The sequence below is a fragment of the Aestuariivivens insulae genome (genome assembly GCF_022662195.1).
Lineage (GTDB): Bacteria > Bacteroidota > Bacteroidia > Flavobacteriales > Flavobacteriaceae > Aestuariivivens > Aestuariivivens insulae.
The window spans coordinates 97,196-117,790 of the sequence record NZ_JAKMCS010000001.1; the positions used below are offsets into that span (position 1 = coordinate 97,196).

Annotated in this window: 19 protein-coding genes; 7 read left to right on the top strand and 12 right to left on the bottom strand. The window is 35.1% G+C overall.

All coding sequences use genetic code 11. From position 1 onward, the window contains the following. Positions 1-209: 209 nt before the first annotated feature. Positions 210-677: a GNAT family N-acetyltransferase gene (locus MR062_RS00330; RefSeq protein WP_242202060.1), complete on the bottom strand. Its 468-nt coding sequence runs from the start codon at positions 675-677 to the stop codon at positions 210-212. Between the two features lie 156 nt (positions 678-833). Between MR062_RS00330 and MR062_RS00335 the strand changes: the two genes are divergently transcribed. From MR062_RS00335 to MR062_RS00355, 5 genes are all read left to right on the top strand, one after another. Beyond that, positions 834-1,694, top strand: coding sequence for a helix-turn-helix domain-containing protein (locus MR062_RS00335; RefSeq protein ID WP_242202061.1), 861 nt, complete (start codon positions 834-836; stop codon positions 1,692-1,694). Positions 1,695-1,852: 158 nt separating this feature from the next. After that, complete coding sequence (locus tag MR062_RS00340; RefSeq protein ID WP_242202062.1) at positions 1,853-2,461, top strand: DUF2461 family protein; 609 nt, start codon at positions 1,853-1,855, stop codon at positions 2,459-2,461. A 2-nt stretch (positions 2,462-2,463) separates the two neighbouring features. Then, positions 2,464-4,842 (top strand): efflux RND transporter permease subunit, encoded by a 2,379-nt coding sequence (locus MR062_RS00345; RefSeq protein WP_242202063.1) that lies wholly within the window; start codon positions 2,464-2,466, stop codon positions 4,840-4,842. An 18-nt stretch (positions 4,843-4,860) separates the two neighbouring features. Next, entirely contained in the window at positions 4,861-5,622 is a 762-nt protein-coding gene (locus MR062_RS00350; protein WP_242202064.1) for an outer membrane lipoprotein-sorting protein, read from the top strand. A gap of 89 nt (positions 5,623-5,711) precedes the next feature. After that, positions 5,712-6,914: a hypothetical protein gene (locus MR062_RS00355; protein ID WP_242202065.1), complete on the top strand. Its 1,203-nt coding sequence runs from the start codon at positions 5,712-5,714 to the stop codon at positions 6,912-6,914. 516 nt (positions 6,915-7,430) lie between these two features. Here MR062_RS00355 and MR062_RS00360 read toward each other — a convergent pair. Beyond that, positions 7,431-7,760 carry a DUF6090 family protein gene (locus MR062_RS00360; protein WP_242202066.1) on the bottom strand — a complete coding sequence of 110 codons (330 nt, stop codon included), beginning with the start codon at positions 7,758-7,760 and terminating at the stop codon, positions 7,431-7,433. A gap of 254 nt (positions 7,761-8,014) precedes the next feature. On the opposite strand from MR062_RS00360, the gene MR062_RS00365 reads away from it, so the two are divergent. Beyond that, positions 8,015-9,178 carry a hypothetical protein gene (locus MR062_RS00365; protein ID WP_242202067.1) on the top strand — a complete coding sequence of 388 codons (1,164 nt, stop codon included), beginning with the start codon at positions 8,015-8,017 and terminating at the stop codon, positions 9,176-9,178. Positions 9,179-9,200: 22 nt separating this feature from the next. On the opposite strand, the gene MR062_RS00370 is transcribed toward MR062_RS00365, so the two are convergent. The 6 genes from MR062_RS00370 to MR062_RS00395 all read right to left on the bottom strand — a co-directional run bounded on the left by MR062_RS00370 (position 9,201) and on the right by MR062_RS00395 (position 14,048). Beyond that, positions 9,201-9,536 carry a hypothetical protein gene (locus MR062_RS00370; protein WP_242202068.1) on the bottom strand — a complete coding sequence of 112 codons (336 nt, stop codon included), beginning with the start codon at positions 9,534-9,536 and terminating at the stop codon, positions 9,201-9,203. Positions 9,537-9,538: 2 nt separating this feature from the next. Next, entirely contained in the window at positions 9,539-9,808 is a 270-nt protein-coding gene (locus tag MR062_RS00375; RefSeq protein WP_242202069.1) for a hypothetical protein, read from the bottom strand. Between the two features lie 136 nt (positions 9,809-9,944). Beyond that, positions 9,945-11,069, bottom strand: coding sequence for an acyl-CoA dehydrogenase family protein (locus MR062_RS00380; RefSeq protein WP_242202070.1), 1,125 nt, complete (start codon positions 11,067-11,069; stop codon positions 9,945-9,947). A 108-nt stretch (positions 11,070-11,177) separates the two neighbouring features. Beyond that, on the bottom strand, positions 11,178-12,041 hold the full coding sequence (locus MR062_RS00385; RefSeq protein WP_242202071.1) for a helix-turn-helix domain-containing protein: 864 nt from the start codon (positions 12,039-12,041) through the stop codon (positions 11,178-11,180). A 156-nt stretch (positions 12,042-12,197) separates the two neighbouring features. Next, positions 12,198-12,611: a DsrE family protein gene (locus MR062_RS00390; RefSeq protein ID WP_242202072.1), complete on the bottom strand. Its 414-nt coding sequence runs from the start codon at positions 12,609-12,611 to the stop codon at positions 12,198-12,200. Positions 12,612-12,887: 276 nt separating this feature from the next. After that, entirely contained in the window at positions 12,888-14,048 is a 1,161-nt protein-coding gene (locus MR062_RS00395; protein ID WP_242202073.1) for a DUF2652 domain-containing protein, read from the bottom strand. 350 nt (positions 14,049-14,398) lie between these two features. On the opposite strand from MR062_RS00395, the gene MR062_RS00400 reads away from it, so the two are divergent. Then, the gene (locus MR062_RS00400; protein WP_242202074.1) at positions 14,399-14,848 is read left to right on the top strand and encodes a hypothetical protein; all 450 of its coding nucleotides are present in this window, start codon (positions 14,399-14,401) and stop codon (positions 14,846-14,848) included. Between the two features lie 135 nt (positions 14,849-14,983). Here the strand turns inward: MR062_RS00400 and MR062_RS00405 are convergent, their stop codons facing one another. From MR062_RS00405 to MR062_RS00420, 4 genes are all read right to left on the bottom strand, one after another. Further along, complete coding sequence (locus MR062_RS00405; protein WP_242202075.1) at positions 14,984-15,307, bottom strand: DUF7670 domain-containing protein; 324 nt, start codon at positions 15,305-15,307, stop codon at positions 14,984-14,986. Positions 15,308-15,417: 110 nt separating this feature from the next. Beyond that, on the bottom strand, positions 15,418-15,849 hold the full coding sequence (locus MR062_RS00410; RefSeq protein WP_242202076.1) for a nuclear transport factor 2 family protein: 432 nt from the start codon (positions 15,847-15,849) through the stop codon (positions 15,418-15,420). A gap of 132 nt (positions 15,850-15,981) precedes the next feature. Then, the gene (locus tag MR062_RS00415; RefSeq protein ID WP_242202077.1) at positions 15,982-17,451 is read right to left on the bottom strand and encodes a BspA family leucine-rich repeat surface protein; all 1,470 of its coding nucleotides are present in this window, start codon (positions 17,449-17,451) and stop codon (positions 15,982-15,984) included. Between the two features lie 342 nt (positions 17,452-17,793). Next, a complete protein-coding gene (locus MR062_RS00420; RefSeq protein WP_242202078.1) occupies positions 17,794-20,475 on the bottom strand; it encodes a sodium:solute symporter family transporter in 2,682 nt (893 codons plus the stop codon). Between the last annotated feature and the right edge of the window lie 120 nt (positions 20,476-20,595).

Below are 20,595 nucleotides of genomic sequence, written 5' to 3' on the forward strand. Positions count from 1 at the left end.
TTTAATTTATTTGATTAATAATTGATTATGAGGCAAATGTATATAGGAATGCAAAGAGGGAATTGATCGATACGTTCAAAAAATGGCCTGATTGGGTCAACTTAAAAAGCCTCAACTTGTGTTGAGACTTTTTAAGTTGACGATTAAAATGTTGTTATATAAATAGTAACGTGCTTAGATTCTTAAATCAATTCATTGTTAGACTTTTGCTAATTCGGTTGTTGCCACCTAATCCTAACGGCAGATATGGTTTTTAGTTCTAACCGATCTTTAGAAATGATTTCAAATCCATTTTTTAGATAAAACCCTAAAGGTGATAGATAGTGTTCGCCATTATATTTTAAGTCGTTATTATGATCGATTACCCATCCGTTAAGTTCCATTTTTTTTTGTTTGGCCAGATTTAATAGTTGGGTGCCATAACCTTTACCTTGAGTGTTGGAGTTTAATAAGATAACAAACCATCTTTTGTTATCACGTATAAAGTCGACATACCACCCAAACACCTTGCCATCCTTAATAATCAATATGTGTGAGGCTTTGGTTAACTTTTTCAAATAGTTATTGAAGTCAGACAAAGTTTCATAGCTTAATTGTTGGGGGTATTCTTGGTTCCATAAGTTGAAAATATCAATCTTAAATGGTTCTGGTATGGTTAACATTTGAAGGAATTCCATAAGGGCCTAATACATTATTTGCACTAAAAAATTATGCTTCAGGCCTAAAGGTACGGTTTTCTTAAAAAAAGGTATAAAACAGCAATGGGAGGATTTATATAACAACACTATTAAATTACTTAAATTTGTTTAAGCATTAACCACTTCTTTTAATTTATGTACGACTTCTATTCCATAATGAAAAGTAATATTGTTCCGAATAAATTTGAGGTAGATGATCTTTTATTTGTTGAATATAAGTGTCCATTAGATCAAGATACTATAGAAATATGGTCACGGTACGATTATATCGTATATATTTTAAGTGGAAAAAAAACATGGAGTACCAAAGAATCGCAATGGTTAGTAAAAAAAGGAGAGGCTTTATATGTTAAAAAGGGAGCATCTATTATCAAACAAAGCTTTAAGGAAGAGTTTTGCATGCTTGGCATATTTTTTTCAGATCATATCATTAAATCCAGTTTAAACGACGAAATCAAAAAAATACCCATTAGAAATATGGATGAGGCAGATACCTTTGTTGTAGAACCACTTGAAATGGGTGTTGAATTAGAAACCTTTTTTCAGTCCTTACTGGGGTATTTCCATAATACCAATAAGCCGTTGAATAGTATGCTGCAGTTAAAAGCCAAAGAACTTATGTTAAGTTTGGCAAACAGTAAGGATAATTTAAAAATAGCTTCATATTTAAAGCATGTTGTTATAAACAAACTTCCTTCATTGCCCAATATCATGGAGGCCAATTTTTATTATAACCTAAATTTAGATCAGTTAGCCAAGCTTTGTAATAGAAGCAAATCGAGCTTTAAAAGAGATTTTAAAAATCACTATAACTCCAGCCCTGGAAAATGGATTTTAGAAAGGCGGCTTAAAAAAGCTGCAGAACATTTAAAATTAAATACTGATAGTGTTTCCCAAATAGCCTACGATTGTGGGTTTGAAAGTGCTGCCCATTTTAGTAGGGCATTTAAAGCAAAATATAATACAACACCTTCCTCATTTAGAAAAATAGACTAGCAAAATACTACAAAATAGCAGTCTGGACTTTTTAGTCAAAACATTGGGCTTATTTGAATAATGTAAAATTAATCTGTGCTGTTTCTTTGCATTGAAACTTTAAAACAGTTCAATCATAATAAGGGATAAAGCAGACATGTTCTGGCAAATCATATAAAATGGAAACGACTACAAAATATTTTACACGGGACTATATTGAATTTTTTGAAGCACTTGAAAGGCATAATAATCGGGAATGGTTCTTATTGAACAAATCTAATTACGAACATCGTGTAAACTTACCGTTTCACCGTTTTATCGATGATTTGTTGGGAGCTATTAAAGTTGAAGATCCAGCCATAAAAATTCAAACCAGTGATGCCGTGTTCAGGATTCAAAAGGATATGAGGTTTAACAAAGATGGAAAGCCCTATAAGCTATTTAAATCGGCTTTAATAAGTGCCAAGGGCAGAAAATTTAAGGAAGAGCCAGGCTTTTATCTTGAAATAGGAGCCCAATACATAAAAATGGCTTTGGGTTGCTTTAAGCTTAAGCCATCTCAAATTAAAAGGCTTGAAGATGAAATGCATAAGATTGATGCTTTGACGGAACAAGTACATTTCAAAAACACCTTCGGAGTTTTGATTAAAGAGAAAAATAGTATGGCTTTTCAGACCATTTTACCTATACATATTATTGATAACGAGGGTTTAAATGAGTTGATATTAATGTATTGGCGTATGTCAAAACCAGTGATAGATACTTTTAAAACTATTTTAAATAAATAATTATGAATGCGTTTAAAAAAATAAGGAATTCAGCTAATAAATTTGCCATTAACTGGGCAAGGTTTGTTATCAAAAATAAATGGTATGTATTAATAGCATCCATTGTGTTAACCATAGCCTTAGGGTTACAGGGAACAATGAAATTCGATGGGGATTACCATGTGTTTTTTAGTGAATCCAATCCTGAATTAGAAGCTTTTGATGCATTACAGGATAAGTATACCAAAGATGATAATGTAATTTTGGTGCTCTCACCAAAAAACAAGAATGTTTTTACCAGGGAAAATTTAATGGCCATTGAAGAGTTAACTGCAAATGCCTGGAATACCCCATATTCTTCAAGGGTAGATGCTATAACTAATTTTCAACACACCAGTGCCGAGCATGATGACCTTTATGTTGATGACCTGTCTTACGATTCAAAACATAAAAGTGAAACCGAGATAAAGGCCATAAGGGATATTGCATTAAAAGAGCCAATGTTGGTCAATAGAATTATTAACAAAGCGGGAAGTGTTACGGCAGTTAATATTACGGTTAGACTACCAGGGGAGGATAGTGCTGTAGAAGTGCCCGAGGTAATGACTTCAGTAAGAGAGATGGTAGAACAATTTCAACAAAAGCACCCACAGTTTGAGGTGCATATTTCTGGGATGGTACCTTTGAATACAGCTTTTTTTGAAGCCTCAATGAAAGACATGGGCTTGACAGGTATTATGCTGCTTATTGTTATTATAACCACCTTTTTGCTAACAAGAAGCCTGCAAAGCACTGTTGCTACCTTATTGGTGGTCTTGTTCTCTATAGTAAGTACTGTAGGCTTTGTGGGGATTATGGGTATAAAATTAACTCCGCCTTCATCGGTATTCCCTACCATGATTTTAACTCTGGCAGTGGCCGATAGTATACACATCCTCATAACGATGCTACAGAAAATGAAAAAGGAGGGACTTGATAAATATGATGCCCTAATAGAGTCGCTGCGTTTAAATTTTATGCCTGTTTTTATAACCAGTTTAACCACGATCATTGGATTTTTAACCATGAACTTTGGTGATGTGCCACCGTTTTGGGATTTAGGAAACATAGTAGCCTTTGGTATGACGATGGCATTCTTGTTCTCTACTACCACCTTACCGGCACTTGTAGCTATTTTGCCCTTTAAGAAAAGAGGGGTAAAGCTAATCAGTAAAAATTCCGGGCATACATTGGATTGGTATAGAGGATTGTCACGTCTGGTTATTGGTAGCCCCATTATGGTTACCTTGATATCCTTTGGTCTTATTGGAGGATTAACCTATTTATCTACCAAAAATAGCTTTAATGACGAGTTTATTAATTATTTCGATACCTCCGTTCAATTTAGATCGGATACCGATTATATAAGTGAAAACTTAACAGGGGTTTACAATGTCGAGTATTCCATTGGTAGTGGTGAAAGTGGTGGTATCAATAACCCAGAATACTTAAAAAAGTTAAATGAATTTGAAGATTGGTTGTACCATCAACCAGAAGTGGTTCATGTTAATGCCTTTAGCGAAGTCGCACGGCGTATTAATAAATCGATGCATGGTGATGATGAAGGTTATTATAAAATTCCAGAAACAAGGGAAGAAGCAGCCCAGTATTTATTGCTTTATGAACTGTCCTTGCCTTTTGGATTGGATTTAAATAATCAGATAAATGTTGACAAATCTGAATCAAGGGTAACGGTTACAGTAAAAAATCTAGACAGCCCAGATATGATTGCATTTGCACAAAGAGGAGAGGATTGGTTAAAGCGAAATACACCCAAAGCCATGCATGCTATAGGGGTGAGCCCTATGCTTATGTTTTCTAAACTGGGGTTTAGACAGGCCGATAGTATGTTTAAAGGCAATATTGTGGCACTACTATTAATTTCTTTAGTGTTAATGTTAGCTTTAAGGAATTTTAAACTTGGGATATTGAGCCTAATCCCGAATATTGCGCCTGTATTGGTGGGCTTTGGTATTTGGGCCTTGTACAAATCGCAAATTAACACGGGTATGGTGATAGTCTTTGGAATGACACTGGGGATAATCGTTGATGATACCGTACACTTTATGAGTAAGTTTTTAAGAGCAAGAAGGGAATATGGTTATGGCCCAGAAAGGGCGGTAGAATATGCGTTTCAAACTGTGGGCAAAGCTTTGATTACCACTACAGTGGTCCTGGTTTCCGGGTTTGCGGTATTGTCAACCTCGTCTTTTGCCCTAAATAGTTATATGGCCAGAATTACCTTAGTTATAATTATTGCGGCTTTAATAATTGATTTTCTCCTGTTGCCTGCATTATTAATTATAACAAGCTCCGTAAAAAGGACTAAGAAAAAATATACCTCAATTTTATATTACAGATAACAATTAAAATTAATAACAATGAAAAAAGTATTATTAACGGTGGTCCTATCTCTCATGATTTATACCGTGGCCCAAGCGCAAGATAGAGGTCTGGAGATAGCAAAAGCAGCTGAAAATGCTGATCTTGGATTTAAAAGTTCTGTTTCCACATTAAAAATGGTCTTAAAGAATAGGAACGGACAAGTAAGTGAACGGGCCTTAGAGGTTAGTACACTTGAATTGGTAGAAGATGGAGATAAATCCTTGATTATTTTTAATAGCCCTAAGGATGTTAAGGGTACTTCTACTCTAACCTATACTCATAAACAGGGAGCAGATGACCAATGGTTGTACTTGCCATCCATTAAGCGAGTGAAACGTATTTCTTCTAATAACAAATCGGGACCCTTTGTAGGCAGTGAGTTTGCTTATGAAGATTTGTCTTCGCAAGAAGTTGAAAAGTATACCTATAAATTTTTGAAAGCAGATAACCATCTCTTGGTAGTTGAGCAATATCCAGTCGACCCAAAATCGGGTTATACCAAAAGAGTGGTAAGTTATAATAAGGATGCTGAATACCGTATTGAAAAAATTGAATTCTATGATCGAAAAAATGCCCTGTTAAAAACTCTAACCTATAGCGGTTATAATCTTTATAAAGGAAAATATTGGAGGGCCTCTCGATTAAATATGGTTAACCATCAAAGTCATAAAGAAACCTTATTGTATTTTTTGAATTATGATTTTGATGTTCATCTAACCGACGATCATTTTACCCAAAATGCTTTAAAAAGAAGTTGAAATCGTGCTGTATAGATTTTAATTAGTTGTTTGATTATTGAAATTGGGAACTGAAACTATGTTCCCAATTTCTTATAAATGTTTATAAAATGCAATTCGGTTTAATAGTCATATTAATAGTCGCTTTTCTGAGTTTAGGACATGCCCAAGAAAGGGAGGGAACTAATAGGTCTTCCCATACCTTAGATTTGGAAATTGAAATGGAAAACAGGTTTTTTATGGAGGCTCCATCTTTCAATGGGCAAAATCGATATTTTCCATCAGTGGCACTTAGGCCTACATATACGCTGGAATGGGAAGCCAATGATAATAGTTTAAACATAGAAGGGTTTGCTAGGGTTGATGTGGATGAGGAAAGAACACATTTCGATTTTAGAGAGTTTTATTATCTTAAGGTAAGCAGGAATTGGGAGTTGAGCATTGGGTTGAAAAAGATATTTTGGGGAGTTACAGAAAGTAATCATTTGGTAGACATTATTAATCAGACCGATGCTATTGAAAGTTTTGACGGCGAGGAAAAACTAGGGCAGCCTATGCTACAGTTTTCTATTAATACCAAGCAGGGAACTTTCGATTTTTTCTATTTACCTTACCATAGAAAAAGAACCTTGCCAGGAGAAAAGGGACGGTTTAGATTTCCTGTAATTATAAATACTAATAATGTAGGCTATGAAAGTGCAGCTAAAGCATGGCATCAGGATGTTGCGATGCGGTACAGTAATAGCTTTAATAGTTTTGATTTGGGATTGTCATATTTTTATGGTACCGGAAGAGAACCTGTTATTCAATTTAACAGTGAAGCAGGTATTATGGCTTTTTATCCCATTATACATCAAGTAGGTTTAGATCTTCAAATTACCAATAATGCCTTTTTATGGAAGTTAGAATCTATTTACAGGTCAAGTACGCTTCAAAAATTTATAGCTTTTACCGCCGGATTAGAGTATACAATAAGTAATATAAACAGCTCTGGTATTGATATTGGCTTAATTGGTGAGTATAGTTTCGACGAACGTGATGCATTAACTTTAAGTGCTTTGCAAAATGATGTCTTTTTGGGCTCTAGAATTGCGTTTAATGATGTTCAGGATACTTCTATTTTATTAGGTGTAATATGCGATTTAGAAAAAAGTAGTAAAATAATTGGGGTTGAAGCCTCAAGAAGAATAGGTAGCACCATCAAGCTTGAATTGGAAGGACGGATTTTTAGTAGTATTGCCGTAAACGAGAACTTCTTGTCGAATTTTAAAAATGATAGTTTTATAGGGCTTACAATTCTAAAATATTTTTAAGAAGCTTAAGCCTGTCTAATAGTTATTAATTTATATGTTCGTGAGTGGAGAGTTTGTTTGTTCACTTGCTTAAGTATGATTCTCCTTCTTTAGTTCCTGATCAATGGATTTCAAAACCGTATTACACTTTTTAATGAGTTTCAATCGGTAGATATTGTTTACTTTTTGGTAAAAGGCAGCCGAAGACATGGCTCTTATAAATAATTTAAACTTCGGACTATTCCTATCATTTAAAAAAGCATAATCTTGCGCATTAAACATGTCTTGGCTCTGGAATATATCTGAAACACCACATCAAAATTTAATGAAGTCTGTGTTAAAATCTATGTTAGAGGCAATACCAATCTCCAATAACTAATAGATTATAACAAGGCCCTAGTTTGATCGTATTCACTATACAAATCGATTATGTTATGTTTTAATTCGGGATTTATTATAAGTCCTAAAGGAAGCAGAACTCAACATGCTTTGGTAGGTATTGTCGTTTGGCGCAAATTGCTGGCCCAGTAATAGGTTCTATGTATTGCTTAGGAGATGTGCCTCTTCCATAGAATCGACACCGTTATACAAATTTACAAGTAAGTCTTTAAGGTCTTCCCTTAACTTATTGTTGGGGGTGATTAAGCCTTTAAAGTTAATGGTGTCCAGTACCAAATCCCTATGGATTCTAACTAACAAATCCTGTTCCAAATCCTTTTCTTTGTTTTCTTGGTTCCAGTTGTTTACGGCCAGAGCAATTAAAATACCAATGACCACAAGAATAATTTCTCCAATAGCATAAATGAGGTATTTGCTGAACTTGTTTTCAGAAAGCAGTTGTTGCCAGATTTTACGAAAGAATTTCATTATAGATAGAATAATACGATAAGAAAATACAATAAAAATGTAAATAAAGCAGACATAAACTACATTTTATAATGATATAGATCATTTTAGGAAATGATTTTAAGGGTTAAATTACTGAGTCAAAATTGGATATTTGGAATATTTTAATTTATAAGGGCATTGAAATGAGGTGTTTATACTATATATCGCTGTGCATGCTATTGAGCCTGGCCTCTTGGGCCCAAGAGGCTAATAGTGAAAGTCATATAAAAAGTATGGACGCGAAATTTTTTAAGGCACAGGTGGTAAACGGACAAATTAGTAAAGAAAAGCAGGTTTTTACAATAAGACACGATTACCACATTGACGGAAATTTTTTTACAGGTAAGATAGCATATAATGCTTATGGTCTTGTAACGGAAATATATTACCCCAATAATAAGGGAGCGTATTATTTAAAGGATAATTATTACTATAACGAATATAATAATGTAATAAAGGCCGTAATGACCATGCTCGAGTTAAATGATAGCATTGTATTAAAAATGACCTACGATCCCAAGGGGCATCTTTTAACAACGAGGTGGAATAAACAGTCTGTGCCTATTAAGGGTTGGTTTAAAAAATTATTCTATAAATATTTTAGTAGGGACCTTGTCGATGAAGATTACCACAGATATTTTCTTTCAAGCGAGAATGACTTGAAAGGGATACAAGAAGCAGAATTTGATAGCATTACATTAATAAACAACCATTATTTTGAATTGTTTGATGCAAAGGGAAATTTGTTGAAAGAGAAATATAGGTATGTCGATACGACACAAATAGGTCCTTTAGAACCAAAAACTATAGATACCATAACCGTGCAGTGGGAATATGAATATTTTGAAAATGGCCTTTTGAAAAATAAAAGAAAGAATGTAGAGAAAAGGTCATTGCAAAAGGGGTTGCCACCAATGAGAATGTATGATAATAGCATTACTACCTGGGAGTACAACTATAACAGTAAAGATAAAATAAAAGAGGAGATTAAAATTATAGAACAAAAGCCAAGTAAAACAGGGTTCTTGAAAATTAAGGGCAATACAAGAACATTTAAGCGAACACATGAGTATTTGGATGGCGATAAAAAGCATGTTATCTATACCTATGATGATAAAGGGGCTTTAGAGTATGTCACCACCAAAATCTTTGATGAAGCCCATAAATTAATTGAAATAATAGTAGAGGGTGATAAGCGAAAATCTGTAGACAGATATGATGAAAGAGGTAATCATACAAGCCATGCATTATTTAAAAAAAACAAAAAAATATCGGAATTTACCGCTAAATATACCTATGATTCATATGGGAATTGGATAAGCTGTATGCTTTCTGATAACCAGAAAAATAAACCGCAATATGTTCTCATCGAACGAACCATAGATTATTATCAATAAAATTATTGTCCGTTGTAATAGCTCACCTTAGAATGTGTTTTAGTCCTCTGTAGGTATTCAATTGCAACAAACTATAGCCGCTATTGATTTCAATCATTTCTTTAATGTCATTGAGCAGGTTTTCTATCTCATGTTTTGTGTACCCATATTTATCAATACAGCTCACTATTTTTTGAATGATTTGATAATCGTTATGCTTATTAATTTCACAATAGATTTGGGCTAAATTATCAATTTTGGTTTTGGATTTGATAAACTTTATTTCTTGATTAGAGTGTCTATTATTGGCACTGGAGCAATAGGTTAGTATGAAAGCCTTTAGTCGGTTTTTATGTTGTGTATTGTTTAAAGTTTTCATGGTTAAGATGCTTTTAAGGTTTTGTTTACCGAATATAGCCAGGCATCGAAAAGCTTTTGTGCCCGTTGTTCTTTTTTTAGCTCATTGATAAGATCTTCACGGGATCCTGTTGTTCTATGGTAGACCACTTGTTGGTTTGGCGTGTCGAAAACGAATATGTGTTTGCTGTCTAAAAAGTCCCGTATGTCATCCGATAATTTGTAGTTCTTCGATTGTCTTGCTTCTTCACGTAAAGCAATGAGTTCATCGATATAAAGGTGTTCTAAATTCATAATGCAATACTTTAATCTTAAGAAAGTTGTAATTAAGAATTTGAATTAATGTTTCTCTTTAGAGGTTCTTATGCTATTGCCCGAACTTACTTTATGTTTCATTAATAGATAATTCTTAAAATGATAAGAGCACTAATTACAATTCTAACAATCGTTTTCCTGTAAAGGCATACTGTTCCCATTTGGGCAAGGGATGAAATGGAGAGGCTTGCACATCCCTAAATAATCGTTCTAAAATATTGGCACGATAGAAACTTTGCCCGCCTATAGCTTCCATAGCATAGTCCACTGTTTTTTTTGTGGTCTCACCAATATTGGTCTTATGGGTTAGAATATCCATTGTAGTTGCTTCATTAGGACTAAAATCAAGTTCGTTTGTAAGGGCGTACATGGCTTTCCATTCGGTTTGGGCGCTTAATAAGGTATTATTTAATCGCCCTATAAGGGTGGCTATATGGTCTTGATTGCGATGGTATTTTTTGCCTTTTTCAATTGCTATCGCTTTTGCTTTTTCTGCAATACCCACATAGGTTGCCATAATCAAGGGCATAGCTACGGTTAAAACCACATTCCAAACAGGGTGGAATTCATCTTTAGGCCTCGACAGAGAGATTGCTGAGTCTGGAATAAAAACGTCTTCAAAAAGGATTGAATTAGATCCAGTGCCCCGCATGCCCATAACATCCCAATTGTCTAAAATAGAAACCCCATTTGAAGTCATTGGCACTGTAAAGTGTAGCACTTCCCAGTTGTTATTATGGTTTAAATATGTGCTGCTGGTAACAACAAGATCTCCTCCTGCAGATTGACTTGCAAAATGCTTAGTGCCTGAAAATAAATATCCTCCATTTGTTTTTTTTAATTCGCCATTGGATCCCAGCCAATCCCTTGCTCCGGTACTAATAAGTATAAGTTCATTTTGTGCAATGTTGCGGAGCATTTCTTTACCAACGTTTTGATGTTTGTATTTCCAAACAGCAGCAGCAATTAAATGTTGATGCATTGAAAAGGATAATGCAGTAGAGCTACAGTAATGTGCGATGGTCTTAATAATTTGGCACATCTCAGAATGTGTTAAGCCACCACCACCCAATTCTTTTGGAATGGCGGCCGAAAAGAAATTGTGTTCCCTAAGCTGGTTATAATTTTCTTTTACAAAAGTGCCTTCTAAATCGTGCTTTAAGGATCGTTGGGCAAAATCTTTACCAATGTTGTTTGTTAATACTTGCCAGTCTGAATGTTGTAGTGTTAGTGATGACATAATTTTTAAGATTAAATTGATACAGCAAATTTCGCAGTATAGTCATCACTATGCTTTGCTTAAAAGTTTAAAAGTTGGTTTTAGAAGTTCAGGCCTCTGTAAATGATATTAATTCAGGCTTTTACAATAATTGCTTGGGCTCATTCCGAATTTTTCTTTAAATGCCCGGCTAAAGTGTGAGACATCTTCAAAACCACAATCAAAGGCAACTTGGGTAATGTTGGAATTGGAGTTCAATAGCAAACCTGCCGCATGTTCGAGTCGCTTATTGGATAACCATTTACCCGGTGTTGTATTATAATGGTTAAAGAAATCCCGTTTAAATTTAGAGAGGCTGCGGTGGCACATTTTTGCAAACTCTTCTAACCTTAAATTAAAAGTGAAGTTAGTTTCCATAATATGGGTAAGTGATGGTTCGGGGTTAATTGTAACCGATTTTAAATAGGAAACCAAAAGGTCATTTTCGCAATTGTATAAAATGTTTATTAGGAGTTCTTTTAGTTTTAATCTCAAAATAGCTTCGGGTGGTTCCTTTCTATCCTTGAAGTATGGATACATAGACTTAATGAAATCATTTATGTAGTCTTTAGGCAAAAGTTTTGTCGCAGTAAATTGATGTATATTTATTTGGTTGTTGATAGGGATGTTATGGATGACATCTTTTAGGGCTTCGCGTATAATGTCGTCTGGAAGGAAGAATCCAAACATGCAAAAATCATCCTCAAAAAACTGTCGTACAATGGCAGCACCCTTTTTTACATATATGGTTTGGCCAGCCTCCATGAGCCACTCGTTTTCAATAGTGCGCCAGGTTTTTTTACCACTTAAAACATAAATGATATAATCAGACTGCGTATAAACCCCTACTTCTTCATCTACAACACCACAGGTATATTCTACACAAACAAGTTCATCTAATGCGAACTTGTTGAAGACTAAACTCTCCTTTATGCTTTCAAATAAGTTATCCATTTATTTTTTCTAAAAGGGTGTTAGGATATTGTAATTCTAGAGAATAAATAAAGGGCAGCTTAACAAATTTAAGCATTAAATTTTATAAATAAAAAGCTGTGTGAGGAAAAGGGGTTGATTGTGTGTGCGATAGGTTTTCTTTGAATGAGATGCTATTTAACCGCCCGATTTAATATAGCCCCACCCTTTTTCTTGTTTCTTTACGATGTCGTCTATAGCATTTTCAACAGTAAGAACACCATCCAATAACTGTTCTCTTTTAATATTGAATAAGGACATGCTTACTTCGCAGGCTGTAAAGGTAACATTGCTATTGTTTTTGTACTTTAATATTTTGTTGGCCACCACAGATTGGTTTTTCATCATCATGGGGACCGCTTCACCGTAAGCGATTACATCAAATTGTGTGTTAGGGTGGCTTTTTGTCATTATTTTTAATGTAAGTAATACAGATTGATATACCTTAAAATTAGTACTGGTTACATCAATAATGATCTTTTGATTGGTGTCTTGGGAATAGGAGCTAAAAAAAGAGAAAGCTAAAATTACACCGGCTAAAATATTTTTCATGATTTTAAAGTTTTAATGGTTTCATGCAAAGAAATAACAAAGATGAACTGTGGGTTTTGCTTAAAAGTTCATTGTTTTGATTTTTAAGTTAATGCGTAGCTATTAACATGTTTACTGGTGTTAGAAGAGTTTTGGGTAGGGTAGTTTAATATATAGCCAATGTTGAAACAGATTTTATATGACTTAGGACGAATAGTTAAATATTAAAGCAGGCAATGTTATACCATTGGTATTAAATAGTATATGAATGATTTTAGAGTAGGTTTTTTTATTGTTTTAGGCTACAGGATAACTCACAGGTTCCAGTAAAATACTAGTTGTATGGTTCTTTCCCTTTTGTTGTAAACCTTGGCAGTAGGTATCCAATTTTTTTAATGAAGCATCATAGAATTGCACAAAACCTTTCTTCATAAATAAATTAAAGAGTATTTTTTTTAACGGGTTTATCTTTTTTAAAACGGTTAGATTTGTTCTTGTCAAGCCTTTTCCTATACGCCTAAGTGTGACTACCATATTAGCGTCATGTGTGTGGTTGGTATCTATCCAAGTTATAAGGTCTTTGGTTATTTTAAAGCTGTGTGAAGTAAAAAAAGGATCGTTTTCATCTTCGTTCATGATGCATCTATGGGTACTGCCATTTCTTGTGATTTCACCATTTGTCTTATCACTCCCTTTAACGTTTAGCACCCAAAGGTGTTTGGCATTAACATCCGAGACCACATCAAATACCAATTCTATAGGTGCTGTTATTACAGATTCCACAGAAAGGACTTTGCTCATATTTAGCGTTGTGGCATAATCTTCAATAGTTGGTGGAGGGATATGCGATTCCAATGGAGCTAGCGGCAAGTAACAATATTTAACCTCGCCAAAGTCGTAGTGTCCTTCGCCGTGATTTGGTGTTGCCCAAGCTACCTGATCAATTTCAACCCAAGATGAACATGCATTTATAAGTTGATCTGTAATTAAAACATATTCTTTTAAGGGAACATCATTTTTCATTAGGCGGTGGGCGACAATCAAATCACTTCCAAATAGTTTCGATCTGGATTTCACCTGATTGATAGAGATGTCTCCATAATGAATAATAAATTTTAAGCGAAGGCCATCACAATTGGCGCAGGCCCCGCATTGGCAAATGCGTTGCGATTCGTACTTTCTCAAGCAGGTATGAAACTTAATGTACATTCTTTGTACCTGTGCTAAGGTTTCGGCAGCAGTAGGTTTTTTGCCTTTTCTATAAAAAAGAATGGCATCTCCTTCAATTTCAGAGATTTCAAGATTCATTTCATTGGCATCTATAAGCGTCTCAAGCAGTTCTTTAATAATATGCTCACTATGGGATATTTCGGTTTCGTGAACAAACTTGGTAAAACCACTTATGTCTGGTATAAAGAGGAGCGTTGGTTCGGCGGAATGGTCATTGGTTGATTTCATAATTCTCAAGCTTTAAATGAGTAGTCTTTTGGCAGTATTGAAATAATTAACATTGGTTAACGCGTTTAAAAACTCAAGTATGGCGAAAAACCAAGTTTTATAAATGAAGATGTGCCTATGGGTTATTGCATATCCCCATAATAAGATCAAGAAAGGGGCTTATGTATTAACAGACCTATAAATATAACAAAATAACTTGAGAAAATAAATTGTTTAAATAGCTTGTCGGGTAATAGGGGTGTGCCGTTATTTATTGTGAAGAGAAGTAGTTTCTCCAATAAAATCTGTAGTATCTAAACCAAATTAAATATTCTCTCGTAGATAAGTGTATTAACCCAAATCAAGATACCATGAAATACCTACTTCTATTCATGCTTACATGTAGTGTTTATTTAGCACCTGCACAGATTGCCTTTAATACAGGAAGTGTACAGTTAGATTCAGATTTAAAAACTATAAACAGCCGCGCAAACTTAGATTTAAGCCTCTTTAATAAAGAAATGCATGTATCATATAACGTTTCGGAAAAGAAACTTAATTATATGTCTGTAAGCTTAGGAATGATTCCCGGTGAGATTTATATCTCTTTAGAAATAGCAAAAATAGCCAGGGTGTCCTTAGACAGGGTATTAACAGTCTACAGGTCGCATAAGTCAAAAGGTTGGGGTGTTATAGCCAAAGAATTGGGTGTAAAACCCGGTTCTGCAGCCTTTCATCAATTAAAGCATAATGCTAGTTCAAAAAAAGGCAAAGGTTCTGGAAAAAAACATAATCATAAAAAAAAAGCAGGCAGACGTTAATATCAATGCTTGGTAATGTTACAAGCATAGGGGTAACCCTGTCCTTTTAGGTTTCATGAGTAAAGCCTACATAATTACAGGAAGTCTTATAGCTAGAAGGTTATGGCAGTTGTGAAACTTGTTCTGAGGGGTCTTTCATTTAAATGGTTTGATTTCCCTTCTTTTACTAAGAAACCAATACGTTATATATAGAATTCCTGGAGGCAACAATAAAGGATGTATAAACCCAGAAATTAATAATCCCAAAGTAGCTATGGCACCTCCAATTAATTCCCATTTGTAGGCAATTGAAAGCCCAATAATTAAGCAAGAATACAGAACAATACTTTTCCAATCGGATAAAAAGTTATGCCCTCCTGCAAGAATCCTAAATAGAGCAATTAATAGTATTAAGAGCACGATACTTCCATATATTCTGGCGATCCATCTTATTATAACTGCAGCTTTATTTGCTTTCATCTTATTTTACTTAAAAGAGGCATAATAAATAAGGTAAACTTAGGAAATCTTAGAAAACAGGTGTTTTTATGTTAGTCAGTACCGAATAAGGACTATGGTTCAGAGATCCATTAATATTCCAATTTAGACTCATGATGGTGGGCTTCTTTCCATACACCATTTTCCCAGACCCAAACAGCGGTGACCCTGTACAGGCCAAAAGTGATATTGCCGTCATACGATCCATCCAAATAAAAGGTGGCAATCCCTACATTGTTATATATTTGGGAATTAAAGTGTTTCATAACAACATTAGGGCTGGGCAGCTTTAAAGTGGTTCCCATGTCCTTATGTGTTTTTTTAAATCCAGATTCATATAATGCATGGCCATTATAAGGGAACATGGTGAATTCTTCCAAATGATGCGACCAAAGAGCTTCAGTGTTTTTTGCGTGAATGGCTTTATAATGTTCTTGAATACGTTTCTTTAAACTTTCTTGGGTTTGGGAAAATGAAAGAGATACGAGCAAAATTAGAGCGATGGTACAGAATAAAGTTTTCATAAAGATAAGTTTTAAAAGGAGGAGTGTTCTTAATAGTGTTTTTGGGGAAGAACAGAAATTGATTTAGTGAAATTATGATAAACTGTTAATGAAATAGTGTTAAGAAATAAATCAGAAATAGTAACTCAAAGTTTACTGTTTTATAAATTTAGTTGTGGCTTGTCCATCATTTGAATGGGCTTTAATAAAGTACAATCCGCTTGCTAAATTAGCTATTGGAAGGCCTTGCTTTAGCCTTTCATTTTTAGTGGCTATATCCATTAAGGTTTTGCCATTTACATCGTATATGGAAATGCGTTCTATGCTACGTTCAGATTTAATGTGTAATATATTTCTAGTGGGGTTAGGGTACAACCTTAATGAGGACGTAAGATTATAATCATCAACGCTTAGACCAGAGCAATCCTTTCCGCTGTCATTAATAGACCAGCCGTATGTGCTTATTAGTGTTTGGCGTGCCGATTCACCATTGCAATAGGTGCTATACCCACCGTCAAACTGGATATTCAAAATAGGGCCAGGGATTTGAGTTTCGCCAATAGATAAAGTGCTCCAGCCTATTAAGGTGTTATCGTAATTGGTAGTCGATAAAGTAGCTTCGTAAAACATACTGTCCATTCGCTCTACACTACTAATATCCCAATTGCCTAAATCGCCATCAAATGCAGTATTGCTATCAAACATGCTATCCATATCTTCAACCTTGCTCACATTCCAACCACTAATATCTCCATTAAAAGCGTTGTTATAAGCAAACATACTGCTCATATGAATTACATTGCTCACATCCCAACCACTAATATCCCCATTAAAAGCCGTATTGTTCTCAAACATTTGGTCCATATCTATCACGCTGCTTACATCCCAATTACTTATGTCACCATTAAATACCGTATTATATTGAAACATAAAATCCATACGAGTTACATTTCCAACATTCCAGGAGCTAATGTCTCCATTAAATGGGGTGCCATAGGAAAACATACCGCGCATATCAGTTACGTTGCTTACATCCCAAGTGCTAATATCTCCATTAAAAGAATTCGCATCATTAAACAAGTTAGCCATATTGGTTACGTTGCTTACATCCCAACTGCTTAAATCGCCATTAAATACAATACAATAATTAAACATATAAGACATGTCTGTGACCCCAGAAAGATTAGGGGCATCTGTAGCGTTATAGGTTAAATTTTCACAACAGGCAAAGGCGTCGGCCATAGATGTCCAAGCTATTGTTCCCCATTGTTCAATGGACATGATTTTTTCCTTATCTCCTCCACAGTTAAAATAGATTCTAGGGAAGACACCACGAATAGCCACAGTATAAGTTCCTGGAGCCATGTAGTCGTGGGTAATATTTCCTGTAACCCCTGTGTCTTCGACGTTGAAGGTCATCCCATCATAAGTCCAATCTACTTCATAGTTATATCCTGCACCGGTAGTTGGAATGGTAATGGACGTGCTGTTTGATACTCCTGGATTATCGGTTTTCCAAGTGGTGATAAACTCCGTTTGCGAAAATGCAAAAGAACAAAAGAAAAGGACAAATACATTTAAAAATTTTTGGGGATTGATGTAGCAAAAAAACCTTGTATTCATGACGCTATTTTAAGGTTAAACAACAGTTATAGATGTTTTTCCGTTTTCAATTGAAAACGGAACATGCCTAGTGTTAGCAAATGGAATTTGGGAACCAAACGGTACAAAGGGCATTATTTGAAATACCCCATGATGGGTAATTTTGCTATTAGCAAGAGAGATAGATAGCTAAAAGTACGAATTTTAGTTTGAAAATGAAAGTGAAATTAGTACTCTATAGTATTATACTTTTAAATAGACTATTCTTTATTAAAAGAAAAAATTGGACAAAGTAGCTTGTTTTGCTAAAATGTAATTGCTGAAAGTCTTGATGTTTGACTCTTTATGGTTTGGGTAGGGAAATTAATGATGCTTTTTAACATACACTAACCCATCAATAGCTTTATGTTTTACCGGAATTATTAAACTAAAAATGTAACCTATCCCAACACATATGGGTATGGCAATAAGTGGATAAATATAAAAGTTAATGGCTGTATTGTATTTCATAAATATCAATGTTACAATACTTGATATAGCTCCAATTAAAGTCCCTTTCCAATGGGCTTTTTTTATAAATACCCCTAGCAAAAATATCCCTGCTATGGCACTACCAAAAAGCCCTATCATTTCTTGAAAAAAGAAAAATATGGAAGTGACGGGGAAAGCCGCCATTAAACAGGCAATAACGGTGCCCATTATACCCACGCCCAGAGTGGTCCATCTGGCCAACTTAAGCCCTTTCATATCTGTGTAGGATTTATAAAAGCGTTGGTAATAATCTACCGTAACAACAGTCGAGACACTATGCATACTACTATCTAAACTGGACATGGAAGCTGAAAAAATACCTGCTATTACAAGACCCGCAATACCTGGTGGTAAATGATTGGTGATAAATAAAGGGAAAACACTATCGTTTTGCATGCCTACGGTTAAAAATTCGGGGTGTTCTTTAAAATACACATATAAGAAGGTACCCATCATAAAGATCAATATCCCGAATGGAATAGCTATAATACCATTCAACCAAATGCTTTTTCTGGCTTCTTTTTCGTTCGAAGTGGTCATGTAGCGTTGTATAACGGCCTGGTCGGTGGTGTATGAAGCAAAGTTTAAAGCAAAGGAGCCTAAAAACAACGACCAGGTAACAACTTCGGTAAAGCTAAATCTTAGATCGAGCATTTGAAGTTTACCATCGGTTATAGCAGTATCAAAAATATAACCAACATTACCAATTTCGATGCCTATAAATACTAATCCGGCGACTAATCCCAAAATTAAAACAACAACCTGTATCACATCGGTCCAAATAACCGCTTCAATACCGCCCATATAGGTATACAAGATGGCCAAAATTCCCATGACTACTATAGCCAGATAAATGTCCAAACCCATAACGGTAGACAAAGCCAATGCAGGCAGATATACAACAATGCCCATTCTAACCAATTGAAACAGAGTAAAGGAAATGCTACTAAACAGTCGTATGGTGATGTTAAATCGTTTTTCTAAATATTCGTAAGCAGTAGTGAGCTTTAATTTTCTAAAAAAGGGCAGGTAGAATGCTATAACCAATGGCGCAATTAATAGAATGGAAAAATAACCCAGATAAGCTTGCCAATCGAAAGCATAAGCTAGCGCTGGTTGGGAAAGATAAGTAATAGCACTTAACATGGTGGCGTAGATACTAAGTCCGGCCGCCCACCATGGAATCCGTCCACCGCCAAGAAAGTAATCGTTAGTAGATTTGTTACGTCGTGAAAAGTACCAACCCATAAAGACCATTAGTAATAGGTACACGATTAGAGTGATATAATTTATCAGGCCAAAACTAGCCTCGTAAGGTTTTAAGCTAAGCACCTTGATCTTGTTGGTGCGTACGCCAGGACTAATTTCACCACCAGGAATAACAATATCTTTGCCCCATTCAACGGCATTGGTCACTATTTGGGAGTCCTCTTTAAATGAGCCTTCCGTTGTCCAGGTACCGGTTATGGTGTGGTAGGCCCATATGGTATTAGAAAAGGAGGAGGCTTTTAAAAGGTCTTTTGATTTGTTTTCCAGACGGTTAATTTCAGCGTTTAGGGAGTCGTTTATTGCCGATTGGTTTTTCAAAGTTTCTAAGGTATTTGCTATGGCCAATCGTTCTGCTAAATATTGCTTTTCACCACCAGCACCTCCAAAAATCAAAATATGGGAATCGCCTTTTTTTATAGCTGGGGCCGCGGCTAAGTACCCGCCCTTAATACCTGGTGTATTGTTATTTGGAATTGGGTTTTTCTTTGTCCATTTAACTTTATGGGGGTCGTATTCATATACATCCGACAACATCTCGTAATTAGATGTGGTGTCTGGATTGTATGATAACCCACTAAACACATATAAACAATCTTGATGACCATTGCTTTGGCCTACAACCACAGGTTGTAACCTGTTCTTCCCTGGGAAGTTAGGCAGTTGTTTCCAAGTGTAAAGGTTTCTGGTTAGAGAAGCCGTTAAATTAAAGGATAAAAAAGAAGAAGTCGATTTGCCTCCTTTTTCCTGCTGTCCACCAACAAGGTAAACCATGTCCCCAACAATGGAGCCGCCCATATTAGATAAGGGAATGGGCATTGCAGGAAGATTTTGGATGCTTATGGTTTTATTGCTTGTATTCCATTGTAAAAGAAAAACATCCTTAAATACGCCTTCTTCGTTATCGCCCCCAATGCACAGAAGCCCTTTAGGAGTGCTAATACTAACACCATTAGCAAGGGGTTTGGGAAGTTTTATGGCAGTGGGTTGATACCAAACGGAAGATTCGCCTTGTTTTTCTAGTATGTATATGGTATCGTACCATTTTTTATTGCCACCTTCCCACACAGGAGAGTCTGGAAAATTTGTGCCTCCTGCAATAATAAGGGCGTCTTTATGAACTCCCACAAATGCACCGTTTATACCTTTATCATTTGGAATGTTCTTTTCATATGAAACAGTAAATACATTATTGTTTTGTGTGTAACCCATTGTTATGGAAAATAGACTGAATAATAGATATGTCATTAATTTGAAATGGCTCATTGGTATGGTCATTTAATAAGATGTTGAAAAACACAAATATAACAAAAATGTATTATGTATGACATATTATTTTGAATTATTGTTTGATTTACATTTGAAAAT